Annotated in this window: 9 protein-coding genes; 4 read left to right on the forward strand and 5 right to left on the reverse strand. The window is 56.8% G+C overall.

The window, feature by feature from the left end; translation table 11 throughout:
- Window positions 1-106: 106 nt before the first annotated feature.
- Together HMJ39_RS12695 and HMJ39_RS12700 are read right to left on the reverse strand one after the other, a co-directional pair.
- On the reverse strand, window positions 107-343 hold the full coding sequence (locus HMJ39_RS12695) for a DUF4351 domain-containing protein (RefSeq protein WP_194297604.1): 237 nt from the start codon (window positions 341-343) through the stop codon (window positions 107-109).
- Window positions 344-373: 30 nt separating this feature from the next.
- Complete coding sequence (locus HMJ39_RS12700) at window positions 374-871, reverse strand: DUF192 domain-containing protein (RefSeq protein WP_194297605.1); 498 nt, start codon at window positions 869-871, stop codon at window positions 374-376.
- Between the two features lie 750 nt (window positions 872-1,621).
- On the opposite strand from HMJ39_RS12700, the gene HMJ39_RS12705 reads away from it, so the two are divergent.
- The 3 genes from HMJ39_RS12705 (at window position 1,622) to HMJ39_RS12715 (ending at window position 4,583) form a co-directional block, all read left to right on the forward strand.
- Window positions 1,622-2,353, forward strand: coding sequence for a transposase (locus HMJ39_RS12705; protein ID WP_194297606.1), 732 nt, complete (start codon window positions 1,622-1,624; stop codon window positions 2,351-2,353).
- A 742-nt stretch (window positions 2,354-3,095) separates the two neighbouring features.
- Entirely contained in the window at window positions 3,096-3,707 is a 612-nt protein-coding gene (locus HMJ39_RS12710) for a hypothetical protein (RefSeq protein ID WP_194297607.1), read from the forward strand.
- Between the two features lie 66 nt (window positions 3,708-3,773).
- Window positions 3,774-4,583 (forward strand): type II secretion system protein N, encoded by an 810-nt coding sequence (locus tag HMJ39_RS12715; RefSeq protein WP_194297608.1) that lies wholly within the window; start codon window positions 3,774-3,776, stop codon window positions 4,581-4,583.
- A gap of 782 nt (window positions 4,584-5,365) precedes the next feature.
- Here HMJ39_RS12715 and HMJ39_RS12720 read toward each other — a convergent pair.
- The 3 genes from HMJ39_RS12720 to HMJ39_RS12730 all read right to left on the reverse strand — a co-directional run bounded on the left by HMJ39_RS12720 (window position 5,366) and on the right by HMJ39_RS12730 (window position 11,503).
- Complete coding sequence (locus HMJ39_RS12720) at window positions 5,366-8,785, reverse strand: Ig-like domain-containing protein (RefSeq protein WP_194297609.1); 3,420 nt, start codon at window positions 8,783-8,785, stop codon at window positions 5,366-5,368.
- A 49-nt stretch (window positions 8,786-8,834) separates the two neighbouring features.
- A complete protein-coding gene (locus HMJ39_RS12725) occupies window positions 8,835-10,112 on the reverse strand; it encodes an OmpP1/FadL family transporter (RefSeq protein ID WP_228462335.1) in 1,278 nt (425 codons plus the stop codon).
- A gap of 134 nt (window positions 10,113-10,246) precedes the next feature.
- Window positions 10,247-11,503: an OmpP1/FadL family transporter gene (locus HMJ39_RS12730; protein ID WP_228462336.1), complete on the reverse strand. Its 1,257-nt coding sequence runs from the start codon at window positions 11,501-11,503 to the stop codon at window positions 10,247-10,249.
- Between the two features lie 989 nt (window positions 11,504-12,492).
- On the opposite strand from HMJ39_RS12730, the gene HMJ39_RS12735 reads away from it, so the two are divergent.
- Entirely contained in the window at window positions 12,493-13,398 is a 906-nt protein-coding gene (locus HMJ39_RS12735; protein WP_194297612.1) for a LysR family transcriptional regulator, read from the forward strand.
- Window positions 13,399-13,412 lie beyond the last annotated feature (14 nt).

Here is a 13,412-nt window from a genome sequence, read left to right on the forward strand (position 1 = left end):
ATCGGCGTTGGCGTATGCACAAACAGGGAAAAGGTGACGGAATAAAAAACAAGCGGTTTTGTCTACATCTGTTACCGATAGAAACAGAGCCGCCGACCGGGGTGCCTCAGTCGCCGAACACCTGCCCCAGCGACTCGGCGTCGAGAATGCGGCTGGCCCAGAGATCGATCTCCTCGGGGGTACCCTGCCCCACCCTTTGGCGCACTTCATCCGGCAAGGGGCCGAACCGGTGGGTGAGCAAGAGGATGAGCAGTTTGGTCTGGCCCTGCTGCATGCCTTGTTGCTTGCCCTGTTCAACGCCTTCTTCCTTGGCGAGGCGCTCAAAACTGGTTACGTATTGCATGTGCTCTTCTCCTTCGATGGCGGTGTCTTGTTACTTCGGCGTGCAGCGGCCTTCTTGTGCCGGGCGGATGCGGTCGCCCGTGGCCACCTGGTGGCGACGGAAGAACCCGGCGTTGACCTCCAGGGCCGCGGCGTAGTCGATGCCGGGGCGGTAAACCCGGCAACGGCGGGGATCGCGGCTCTCGCAGGGGGTCATGGTGCGCAGTGCCAGAATGCGGCCGTCCGCGTCCAGGAAAGCGATGTCCAGGGGAATCAGGGTGCGGTACATGTAGAAGCCCTGGGCCCCGGACACCGGAGGATCGAAGCGGAACAGCATGCCCGTGTACGGCGCCAGGGATTCGCGCTGCATCAGCCCCCGCTGCCGGGACTCCGGCGTGGCCGCCACCTCCACGCGCACCGGTTGGTCCAGGTCGGCCACGCACAATGTTTCTTGCGGTGCCCCGTGGGTGACATCCGGGGTAATAAACAGCGCGCCAGCCAGCAGGGTCAGGGCTTTTAGTGGGGCAATGCGTTCGCCGGGCATGGTCATTTTTTGGACGCCTCTGGAATGTTTATCCGCACGGGGCGGGGCTTCAAAGGCTAGCAGACGCTTCGGTCCGCCTGAAATTATACATCGCGGGTAATTTTGTCGACCTTTCTTCACGCACATGCCGCTTATCAGATTTTCCATACCGCCTGTCATCGGATTTCTTAATAAAGGGGACGTATAACTTATTGAATTCACTGGATATTCTCTCTTTCCGCTCTCCTTCTTTTCCTTTAACGCAAACCCGGTTTTCAAAAAATGCCATTCCCGGACCCCGCCATTTCGATTAGGGTTTTATGCGTCGTCAAGAAAAGCGGCACACGCCCAAGGGCACGGAAGAAAAACCCGGCCGGCGTATACAAAACGAATATGGAAATCTCATGTCACTCGAAAAAAGAAACGTTCCCGGTAACCGTGGCTTGGTAAAGCCCCGTGGCGGGGTCGCACGGACAGCACCCCGCCTCCCTTTTTTACCCCCGGTTCCACCATCCAGGAACGTCCAGGAGGTCTCATGGCCATCCGCAGTACGTATACCCGCGCCGCCGGCTCCACGCCGAGCGGTTATCACTCCGCCATCGATCCGGGATCGGGCGGCCCACCTTTCGCAAGACGCCATCCACCCTGGTCTCGCGTGGCCTCCTTGTAGCCCGCGAGCACACACCACGCCGATCAAACAGAGGCCATCACGCGCAGTTGGCGAACTCTCGCTTTCGTGACCTCAAGGAACAGACACCGTGATGAAGGAGAATCATCATGCCTGGCACGGAGCGCTTGCTGCTCGAAGAGCATCCGCACCATCTGATGCGCAAAAGCCGTAAAGGCGAGCGCGTCTTTCAGAACGAAGCCGACTACCGGCACTGTTACGGCCAAATCCGCCAGCTCAAACAACGCTACAAGCTGGATCTCATGGCCTGGTCCATCCTCCCCGACCGGATTCACCTGCTGATCCGGCCAACACAGAAAATCAAGCACATCTCCGCCTTCATGAAGGCCCTGTCCTGCCGCGCCACGCTGCGCCAGCGCTACCTGAGGCAGCGCGGCTCGCCCTGGGAAGAAGGCTTCCGCGCCAGCCCGGTGGAGCCCGGGCAATGGCTGCTGGCCACCATGTGCTACATCGAGCGGCTGCCGGCCATGGAGGGGCTCGCCACCTCCGCCTTCCAGTACCGGCACAGCAGCTACCGCATGCGCCTGGGCAAGAGCGATCGCTACTGGCTCGACGACCCGGAGGAATACGCGCGGCTGGGCGACTCCATCGAGGAACGCGCCCTCGCCTACCGCACCTATATGAAGGAAGCCCTGGACCCGGGCGACCTGGAAACCATCCACGACGCCATCCACCGCAACCTGCTCACCGGCTCGCCCCGGTTCGTCCAGGAGGTGTACAAGAAGTTCAACGTGGTGGCGCGCAAACGCGGCCCAGGCCGGCCGCGCAAAAACGACGACGATGGCTTCGACGGCTTCGAACCGATCCCGCCGAAAGCCTGACCCACCCTCTTTTTAACCCGGACCCACCCAGCGTGGGCCCTTTTTATTCCGGCCACGCACCGTAGGAGCGGCTTCAGCCGCGATCATCGGCGTTGGTTATCGCGGCTGAAGCCGCTCCTACAGTGATATTTCCCACACGCTGTGAACGCACGTACCTGCCACCCTTGAAGCTCCATATCGACCAGCCGCCGCCCTCGACACAACGCCTTCTCCCTATAACTCATTGAAATATATTGGCTTTCCCAGAAACCGGACCGAATCAGAGAACGATCCAACCACCGCCCAACCACCTGAACGAACCCAGAACGTTACCTCTGGTAACACACCGGTGACCAGCCGCTCGATGACAGTCACATTAAAATTTTGAAAACGGAATAGTTTTCTATTTAGCGGAACTTTTAATAACCAAATGGAATAAAAATAGCAAATTTACCAATTAAAGGCCACAAAAAAGCAGCCCGAGACCACCTTCCCACTGGGGAAAGTTTACAAATGTACCGGGATGTGGATTCGCAAGTGTTTGATATCCCTTAATTTTCAATTTTCCGCGGGAATGAAAACCGGAATGAAAGGCACTTTTCGTCTTTTGCTATTTTTATTCACGGTCTTCTCTACTAACTTTGAAGTTGTCGGTTCGGGGGAAATAAAAACAACTCACGAACCGACGTCACGGCGAGCATGGAAGAAGTAAAAATCGCCGCGACAACCAATCCTTACTAACGGAAAAAATGAGGAGACTCTCATGTCTATCGAAATCATGAAGAAAGGCGCTTTGAGCCTGATCGGTGCGGCCGCAATCGTGGCCAGCGGCAACGTGCTCGCTGATGGCGAGATTTACGACGGCGCGCAATCGCCCACCGGTCCGCTGACTAGCGCGACTCGTAGCTTCACTGATTCCTCCGCTACGCTCACCGCCAACGTCTTTGGCAACCCCACTGACATCACCTGCGCACTTACCCTCGATGGTCAAGTCGACATTGATGCCTCTGGCACCAGCGGCACCGTGACCGTGTCTAGCGGCGACGTATCCGGTGGGTTCCTGTGCGGCCTGGTGGAACTTCAGTTCGCAAGCAACGGTGGCCAGGACTGGGTTGCTACTGCTGACGAGGCGGATCTCGCTTCCATCAGCAACCCTGTTGGCGATGTACCTCTGACGTTCCAAAACGTCTCCGTAAACCTCTGCAACAACGGTAACCCGGTATCTGTAGACACCGTCTTCAACAACAACGGTAACGGTACCCTGCTGAGCGGCGACTCTACCTTCACCTTCGACAACGCGGCGGTTGGCGGCTGTTCATTCACCGCTACCCTGACCCCGGATGGTGACGACATCGATGTTGTAGCCAACCCGTAAGACAGTTGACCTAGTCAACGGCAGGCTCCGACCAACGCGGAGCCTGCTTCTAGTCAAAGCAGTGCCATGACAAAATATAAGTTAAACAATTATTTATCCAAAGTTTCTTTGCTCCTCGTTGGTTTGATAGGATCATCTAGCCTCTATTACCTTTCTCGCCCGCCGACAGACACCCTCCCCCCTACTCCCATACCGAAAGCTCAAAAAGTGAACTCCGCCGCATCAAAAGAGACCATTACTTTGAATCAAATAGAATCCTGGAAGCTTTTTGGGCCATTGTCCAAAAGCCATACTGGCCACAGGGAAGAGGCAGAATACAAAGAAACTTCACTACCCATCGTAATAAAAGGACTTCTATCAAATGAAACTGGAGGCGGATGGGCCATCTTCGCTTTAGATAAGGGAGAGGAGAAAATCATTCGGAAAGGTATGGAAATCAAACCAGGCATTAGAGTTGAACGGCTAGAACAAGGCTATGCCGTAATCATAAATAAAGGAGTCTCGGAAAAAGTAGCTCTCTCTGACTTTTCTGACATTCAAGGGCTAGGTATAGAGAAAAGCCGAAAAGAACCCAACCTAGCTGAAACAGAAAAAGCGGAAGAAAAAGCAAGCGGGATACTACAAGCAATAAGAAATGCGGGCCTTCGGCGCGTATCGAAAGAAAGCGCAAGCGGCTATGTGGTAATCGGCGAAGACAACCGAGCCAACAAACAGTTTAACCTCAAAAAAGGTGACGTTATAAATTCGGTTAACGGCTACCCCGTCGGCTCAGACTCAGCGGACAACCTGGCTTTTAAAACTTACCAGCGCACAGGCAAAGCCAGCGTCGAAATATCAAGATCAGGAGAGACCATATATATAGAGTACCCTCTCTAAAGTTGCTAATTTTACCGTTAGTTAATTATTAATATAGACCCACCGCATTTCAAATAGTATTTCATTCAGATAGTCCTCATCATGGCATATCTTTTGGAAACTATGGCAATTAGATTCTTCTAGGCTCCACAGCACTTCCCAAATTCACTTCTCCCTTGTATTGCGAGCAGTTTTCCTCTTAGCCAAACTTGCCAACTCGCCCTGGGCCCGCATTGGGTTTTAGATATTTATATCATCATCACCCGCATACAACTAAATTCAGACATTCAAAACGCCTTTTATTATCTCCAAATCAATAAATATACACTTAATATAGGTTTCCCAAAACTCAAGCATAAGGGAGTGTCACCGTCCCGCCCTCTTATACCACCGGGCATACGGTTTCGCACCACGGCGGCGGTTCGACGTGGGCTGGCTGTGAAGCCCCACGACCGTGCCCATCAACGATACCGATCATAGGCTTACGAGGTACCGATTCTCGGCAAACCACCTTCAGCTGCGAGGCGCCGCTATTCTACCAAGACTTTCGGTCATTACTCGCGCTGTGACACGCTCGCTCTACGAGTAACCCCGGCCTCATCGGCGCACTCGGCTTCGCCGTTTGTCTGCCAGAACCATCCGGATTCACTCCTGTATTTGGTTACCCTTCCCGGGCCTGCAGAGGACTTGCACCTCCAAGCTGCCCCGGGCGGTCCCACGGCAGGCGGGGACAGGCGCTTCGTACAATGCCTAATGCAAAAAAAAGGCTCGCCGCAGGCGAGCCTTTAAATAGTCACGTAAAACTATTTTATAGACTCCGACACATATTGAATGTTCGTTCCGTATGCGGGAATAGTGATTGGAACGTCGCCCTGGTATGAGCCATTAGTACCGTAGAGCTTCACGTCGACCTCTACATCGTTCAGATTATATTGCTCAATAACCAGGCGCCCATCATCCAGAAAATCTACTTCGCCAGTTAACTCCATTGATATCTGCTTGCTGTATAGATTGTGAGAAGGATTATTAATCGGGAAATATGAATCGAGATCAACGCCATCCATATAAAGATCAACATCCGCGCTAAGCATCAAGGAGCCGCTCGAATCACTAATCCATCCAGTAATCGGCCGAGTCCTATTACCTTTTTCATCTTCTTCGTAACGCATACGAAGAATCTGAGCTCCACTAGCACCCTCAACAGCAAAAGGGAAAGCTGAGAATTGGGTAAAGATCGGCACCGAAGAGCTCATGATTTGACCGGGCCAGATCAATACTTTAATACCCATCTCAGGATCAACATCATTAGTCACTTCCGCAACCAGCGCGCCATTGAGGAAGGTGAATTTCTGGGTTGGACATTCCAGAGCGCCAGTGATCAGTACGCCAGCATTAATGTTGTTGGGATCAAGCAGTTGCGCATCAGAGTAACCGCACCCGAAGTTTGCACCGTTGATTGCTGACGGCTCGGTCAGGTTCGGCATTTCTCTCGATAGCACCTTGGCGCTATTCGGGGGAGGAAGAACGCCTCCAGGATCGAGAGCAGGATCGGCGTTGGGGTCCTCAGGTTGGTTCTCAGCCCCAGGCTCCTGGAAATTTTCAGCATAGGAATAGGTTGCATATGCCGGCTGATATTGAAGGAAGGGAGACATCTGCTCAGGCCCCACCTCGCGATTGTTATCATGCCGAAAGTTAGCATTAACGTCGTAAGACGGAGTGTTTTTTAAGATCTGAACGACACTCGTCCCATCAGGGCCACCAACAAAATATTGGCGAAAATCGGGGCCGCCGGCATCATATGGCTTTGGGGTTGCATCAAAATAAATCTGCTTATCATTATTAGAGACGCTGTCATATGGACCGATATTAAGATCAGCGAAAACAACTGTCTGAATGGGCAAACCATCTGCTAATCCGCATACGGCACCCTGCCCATCACACACCGCATCGGAAGAACTAGAGTCACCATTAGATGCGATTTTATAACTATAGTAGCTCCCCTCTTTCCAAGGATTATCAGGGATGAACATTATGGTTTTACCAGTAACCCTGACACTCCCGGGGATCCTGCCAAGAGCGGCACCGTTTTCATCAACTTCTGATACAACAAAAGAAGGCGCTGCTCCAGTGGTTTGCACACTTTCAGGATCAATAATTTTTGAAAACTGAACCACAATCGGCTTATTTGCCGGCAAGGCCTGTAAAGGCAGGAGATCGTCTTGCGGAATTAAATCGTCCGCACCGCCCGTCATAACGCCGGGAAAGCTCCCCTCACAACGTCCCTGCACTCCTGCGGAAAGATCAAGAGAACTTTCGTCCAAAGCACACGGAAAACCAGGATATGAAGAAAGAAGAATCGGCGAATGCTTCAAGGCGTTGGTTTCTATATTAACCGGACCATCTTCATCGTAGGTTTGAGTGGCATTTTGCACATAGTTCGGTAACTCAAAGACATCATCAACAACGCCGGTCCATTCATTTCCAAAAAGATCGGATACGCCGCTCAACTGCAATCTATACGATTTCTCTTGGTTTTCATAATTGTAAGAAATTTCATTTTTCGGACGAATCACAATCGCGGTGCCATCTACACTGACAGAGAGACCACTTTGCTCAACTCCATTCTCATACAAAATCGCCGATATATTATCAACGTTATGATCTAGTACTTCGTCAAAATTAAGAACAATCGCATCACCGGTGCGGTATATTCCGGATTTATTGCCGACAAGGTCGGAGTCATTGTCTAGCGTCCAGCTCTGCAAAACTGGTGGCGTCGTGTCCTCCGCGGCCCGCGGCGCATTGTTCTGGTCCTCGTAGGACTGCAGCTGGAAGCTCAGCAGGCCATAGCCGAATTCCTGGCCGAGGATGTCCGGTTCCACCACGCTGACCGCGTCCACGTTGAGCACGCCGGCGTCGGTGTCGATGTTGGCCATGCCCACCAGCTCGATATGCAGCAGGTCCTGGGTGAAGGCGCCGTTGGCCCGCGCCTCGCCGGTGGCGATGCCCACGTCCATCATCAATTTGATCATTCGGGCGCCGCTCTCGCCGCCGTCCGAATACGGGTTTTGCATCAGGTAGCCGGTGGCGTCGGAGAGCAGCGTCATGGTGACGTCGCCGGAGCCGAAACCGGCCGGCACTTCACCGCCGATCAGGATCGGGTTGATTTCATCGCCGTTGAGAACGGTGCCCTTCGGCAGGCGAATGGGCAGGGTCTCGGGGAACTGGGTGGCGTCGCCCAGCTCGGCGATCACGGATTCGGCCCGGGCCTGGGTAACGTTCGCGTCCTCGCCCAGCAGAGTGCCGTTCACCGGTACCTGGTTGACGTCGCGGCCGGTGAGCTTGGAGCGGCCGCCCACGGTGAGGCGCTGCACCAACTCGGTGGGCTCGCCGCGCGGCGAGGTGTCCAGGGGCCGGAAACGGAAGCGCTGCTCGGTGAGGTTGGCGCCGTAGGTGCTGGCCAGGTCACCGGTGAGGGTGAGGGTGTAGTTCTGGCTCGGATCCAGGTGCTCCGGTTCCGGGTCCACGGTGAGGTAGCGGCCGTCCACCAGCAGGGTCGCGGGGACCTGCTCATCGTCCACGCCGTAGGTGAGCGTGACGCTCTCGCCGTAGACGGCGGTGCCACGATCCACCGGTTGGGACATCTGGAAGCGGAAGCTGGAGAAGTCCATGGCCGCCAGGCGTTCGCCGTCGGCGACGGTCTGGTTATCGAAGTTCGGGAAGGTACGGATGACGTTGAAGTCATCCATGTCCGTGACCACCAGCTGCTTTGGCCCTTCGTGAAGCGCCCGGGTGGTGAACTGGAGAGTGCGGTCCCGGGCGGTGTCGCCGTTGGTGAGCCGCAGGTCGTCGATGACCACGGTGTATTGCTGGTTGGGTTGGAACGGGTCGTCGTCCGCTGGGACGATCATCACGTTGTTGGGTTCCCCCTGAACGGCTTCCACGTTCGGGGTCATCTCGCGGCCGTCGGCGCCACCTTCATAGAGGCGGATGCCGTTCATGGCGTCGCCGGCGCTGACGCTGGCGGAGAAGCGCAGAATGACCGGCGCGGCGGTGGACACTTCACCCTGGTTGTCGCTGGGATAAGCGTACACCAGGCCCTGGGATTGCGTGGAAGGGTCTTCGGCGCGACCGCCGGCGGAATCTCCGCCCCCTCCACACGCGGAAAGGAGTACCGCGGTGGATAACGCCACCGCGGCGGAGTTGAGGATTCGAATTGTCATAATGCCCTCTGTATACGATTTCGAGTGATGGAGCTGGTGAAATTCCGTCCTAGAATTTCAGTGTTACGGAGCCGGAAAAGACGTTCACATCCCCTTCGGTTACGACGGAATCCGGCACCGGATCGCCGGTCTGGGTGGTGACGATGTCGAAGCGACGCTCGTCGAGTTTCTGGTACTGGTAGGCCAGGTCCACGGTCAGCGGCCAGGCCAGCAGCGGCGGATTCTGGAAGGTGGCGGAGAGGCCCGCGCCGATCACCAGTTTGTCCGCGTCCAGGTAGTTCACGTCCTGGGAGGTCTGGTCTTCCAGGGGTGATTCTTCCCAGGCCACGCCGGTGGTGAACATGAAGCTGGGGGTGAAGTCGAACTCCAGGCCCACGCGCGGCACGAAGGTGTCCTGGAACTGCAGGTTGCCCTGGTCCTTGACGGTGTCGCCCTCGAACTCCTCGGAGAGATCGGACCACACCTGATATTCGCCGGTGAGGGCAAGGCGGGTGCGACCGAAGTCATAGCGGATACCGACGCTGTAGATATCCGGCTGGTAGCCTTCGATCACGTCCACCACACGGATCGGCAGCGCGTTGATCAGGCCGGGCACGTTGGGCGTGGCGGCGATGGAGGTGGTGGTCTTGGAGTAGCCGCGGAAGGCCAGCGCCGTGTCCAGGTTGTTCAGCCAGCAGGCGTTGTCCGGGCAGAAGGTCTCACCCCAGTTCATGCTGACGCCGACGATGGGCCGGTAGCTGGTCTCGGCGGACACGTCCAGGTTCTCGTAGCGGGTTTCACCGCTGAGTTCCAGTTGGGTGTCCAGGTCAGCGTCGTTCTGCAGGGTGATGTTGATCGAGGCCCCGAAGTCGATGCCGCGCCAGATCGGCGTGGCGGCGCCCACGTTCAGGAACAGCGGATTGCGGCCGTAGGTAAGGTACTGGCCGTCCCGGGAGGTCTGCGACTCGAAGGCGAGCATTTCCCGGCCGTACTTCTCGCTGCCCAGCATCAGGGCGAGATAGATCGGGTGGCCGGTGGTCAGCAGGTCGCTGGCGTCGGCCTTGAGGCCGAGGATCAGCTGCTGGGACGGCTCGTCGTTGATGCGCTTGCTGTTGGGGCCCGGGCCGGTGGCGTCCTTGTAGCCCAGGTCCGGTTCGCCGTGCAGGATGGCGCCGGTGAGCTGGCCACGGGTGTCCTGGGCCAGGGCCGCCGGGTTGTAGAACACCGCGTTGGCCTTGTCGCTGAACATGGAGAAAGCCTGAGCCGATGCCACATCCGAGGGGAACATGCCATAGGTGGACGGCGCGTTGCTCATGCCGGCCGCGGCGGTGGAGCTCAGCGCGAGCATGACGCCCGCGGACAATAGGTTGATTGGTGTCGAATTGCGGCTCATAGAAGCGGACCTCTTAACCCTGTTCTGCTTATTGTCGTATTGGTAGTTTTTATTTCGCATTGTGGTACCCACCGTATTCGTTTAACCGGTTAGAACTTCATGGTGATCGAGCCGGAGAAGACGCTGACTTCGCCGTCCGTGCTCACCGAGCCATAGGTCTCGTTCGGTTGACCCAACCGGCGGGTCCTGCTCAGTTCGAAATCACGCTCGTCGAGCTGCTGATACTGGTAACCGAAGCTCATGGTGACCGGGTGCGCGATCATGGGTACGTGCTTGAGGTTGGCGCTGACGCCCACGCCGAGAACCAGGCGGTCGGCGTCGATGTAGTTCACGTCCGGCGAGGAATCGCTTTTGAGGGGGGATTTCTCCCAGGCGACGCCGGAGGTGAGCATGAAGACATCGTTGAGATCCACTTCCAGGCCCACGCGCGGCACGAAGATGTCCTCGAATTCCAGGCCGGCCTGATCCTTGATGGTGTCATCGCGGAACTTGCTGCCGAGGCGGGACCATTCCTGATATTCCGCGGTGAAGCCGAGCCGCCAGGCGCCGAAGTCGTACTTGAAGCCCGCGGTGGTAACCGCCGGCTGGAAGGAGTCGATGACGTTGTTGACTTCGATCGGAATCCCCGGGGCGGTAACGGTGCCCGGGATGATGGCGTTGGAGGACACGGAGGTCTGCTGATCCGCGGAGGCGCGGTAGCTGATGGCCGTGTTCAGTTTGTCGAGCCAGCAGTTCTCCACGTGGCAGAAGGTTTCACCCACGTTCATGGTCAGGCCGACGATGGGCCGGAACTGCGGGCTGGATTCCACGCTCACCCGCTCGTAGGTGGTGGTGCCGGCCAGGTTGTTGGTGATGAACAGCTCCGCGTCGTTGTGCAGGGTAACCTGCACGCCGGCGCCGAACTTGATGCCGCGCCAAACGTTGGTGCCGATACTGGCGGCCAGGAAAAGGGGCTGACGGTCGTACTGGAAGTACTGGGCGTTGTCGCCTTCCGCGGAGGAACTGAAGGCCAGCATTTCCTTGCCGTAACGGTCCACGCCGGCGACGAAGCCGAGGTAGATCGGGTGTTGGGATTTCATCAGGCCGCTGAGGTCCGCCTTGAGCCCCAGCATCAGTTGCTGTGACGGGGTATCGAGAATGTTGCCGTCGTAGGCGGGGTTCGGGCTTTCGGTGTTCAGCTCATGCTCGGCGTGAAAAATCGCGCCGGTCACTTCGCTACGACGATCCAGCACCAGGTTGGCCGGGTTGTAGTAAGTGGAGGACGTGTTGGTGCTGAACAGTGAGAGCGCCTGGGCTGAAGCGATATCCGACGGAAACAGACCGTAGGTGGTACCCGTGTTGCCCATGTTGGCGAGCGCGGGCGAACCGAGAGCCAGCATTCCCGCGGGCAACAGGATTGTTTTGATTATCGATTTTTTCATAGTTAGACAACCTTTCTACCTGATGTTGTTCTTCTTGATGAACGCAGCCGGGTGACCGCAGCTCAACCATTAGCACAGCTTTTACATTTTCAGTAAGGATCATAGCGCCGCGATAAACGGTCTCCACGGCTAGAGCCGCGGCGTACCGGGTGTTTAAGCGGAGCGGTATTCGGGTATCGGGGGAACGGATGGGCCGTCCTGGCTCGTCGATGCGAAGAACATGCGTTCTCGACCTCCTTCTTTTTTTGTTGTACTTCACCGCGATAGGTCGCGGCTGATTTCTTTTTTTCGTCACGTTTTTCGGAGCGCCAACCCGGGCGCCGGAAAGACAGCGAAAAGACTGCCGAAATCCTAGTGGGTCGGCGACGAAACCGTAAACATAAAACCAGTGAAAAGCGGGTTTTCAAATATTGAAAAGAGGGATTTTTTCCTCACTCCCGCCGGTCACGCGGTCGACCATGACACGTCGCCGTCGCACGAACAAATGTAAACACTAATCCCCTACCAAGTCCAAGCCTGTTTCGCCCGCGAAAAGCGCAAAAAAATATACACACGGATCTGATTTGTTTCTTTTTCTAAGAAAACCTTCCCTTGGTCCTATAATTTAGGAAACATCGAGAGGCAGGATGTTGACTTAGTTTACAAGTGTTACCTACAGGAACACGGGGGTGCCGGAAAGCGCTTTCAGGGGGTCCGGGGTGGTCGTTCGGTAACGCGCGGGCACGGCGCCGGGCGGACCGGGGGTGTACCCGAAAGGATAAAAGCGGTGTTTCTCCGGCCTATGGTCGGGGCGAAACGGCTATGCCATACTCAACGACGTTCATGGATGGACGTACATGCACCCAGCTGCACCGCGCCAGGGCGTGGTCATAAAAAAACGAAATCAGGTGTAAACAACAAAAAGGGAATGAGCGATGAAACGGCTTGCGGATTTCGCCATTTTCGTGGCGGTCGTCAAAGCAGGGACCATCTCCGAAGCGTCCAAAACGCTGGATCTCTCCATTGCCTCGGTGAGCAAATACGTCACCCGTATCGAACAGGAAATGGGGGTGCGTTTGCTGGTGCGCAGTTCCCGGGGGCTGAAGCTCACCGACGAGGGCCGCGACCTCTACGAACACGTGGACCGGCTGCTCAACGAACTGGACACCGTGGTCACCAAGGTCAGCCGCACCAGCCTGCATCCCCAGGGCGTGTTGCGCATTACTTCCAGCATCGGCCTGGCGCGCCGCCAGATCGCGCCGCTGGTGTCGGAGTTCGCGGCGCAGTACCCGGACCTGTCGGTGCAGCTCACCTTCGGTGACCGGGAGCCGGACACCAGCTCGGAGCGGGTGGACGTGGCGATCGTCATCGGCCGGCCGCAGGATTCCTCCCTGGTGGCCAAACGCATTCTGCGCAATCCCTGCGTGCCGTGCGCCTCGCCGGCCTACCTGGAGCACCACCCCGCCCCCCACGACCCCGAGGATCTGAAGGAGCACGATTGCCTGGTTCTGGACTGCCCGGGCTCGTTCAAGGATCTGTGGGTGCTGGAGGACGACACCGGCAAGCGCCAGTCGGTGCGGGTCAAGGGCGGGCTGATCGCGGACAACAGCGAGACGCTGCGCCAGTGGGCCCTGGAGGGCCGCGGCATCGCCATGGAAAGCCTGTGGGACATCCAGGAGCCGCTGAAAAGCGGCGAGCTGGTACGGCTGCTGCCGCGCTACCGGGCGCCGGACCTGGACTTCTACGTGGTGTACGCCGGCCGCGAACTGATCCCGGCGAAGACGCGGGCGTTCGTGGCGTTCATCGAGGACCGCGCCGAGCACCTTCAGGAAGCCGGCTGAACGCCATTCGGGGC

It is taken from the genome of Alloalcanivorax profundimaris, assembly GCF_015265435.1.
Taxonomy (GTDB): Bacteria; Pseudomonadota; Gammaproteobacteria; order Pseudomonadales; family Alcanivoracaceae; genus Alloalcanivorax; species Alloalcanivorax profundimaris.

What these genes read in the sequence shown, in the direction of transcription:
- HMJ39_RS12700 (WP_194297605.1), bottom strand. Translation starts at nt 871, where the DNA reads ATGACCATGCCCGGCGAACGCATTGCCCCACTAAAAGCCCTGACCCTG.
- HMJ39_RS12730 (WP_228462336.1), bottom strand. Translation starts at nt 11,503, where the DNA reads ATGGGCAACACGGGTACCACCTACGGTCTGTTTCCGTCGGATATCGCT.
- HMJ39_RS12710 (WP_194297607.1), top strand. Translation starts at nt 3,096, where the DNA reads ATGTCTATCGAAATCATGAAGAAAGGCGCTTTGAGCCTGATCGGTGCG.
- HMJ39_RS12705 (WP_194297606.1), top strand. Translation starts at nt 1,622, where the DNA reads ATGCCTGGCACGGAGCGCTTGCTGCTCGAAGAGCATCCGCACCATCTG.
- HMJ39_RS12715 (WP_194297608.1), top strand. Translation starts at nt 3,774, where the DNA reads ATGACAAAATATAAGTTAAACAATTATTTATCCAAAGTTTCTTTGCTC.
- HMJ39_RS12725 (WP_228462335.1), bottom strand. Translation starts at nt 10,112, where the DNA reads ATGCTCGCGCTGAGCTCCACCGCCGCGGCCGGCATGAGCAACGCGCCG.
- HMJ39_RS12695 (WP_194297604.1), bottom strand. Translation starts at nt 343, where the DNA reads ATGCAATACGTAACCAGTTTTGAGCGCCTCGCCAAGGAAGAAGGCGTT.
- HMJ39_RS12735 (WP_194297612.1), top strand. Translation starts at nt 12,493, where the DNA reads ATGAAACGGCTTGCGGATTTCGCCATTTTCGTGGCGGTCGTCAAAGCA.
- HMJ39_RS12720 (WP_194297609.1), bottom strand. Translation starts at nt 8,785, where the DNA reads ATGACAATTCGAATCCTCAACTCCGCCGCGGTGGCGTTATCCACCGCG.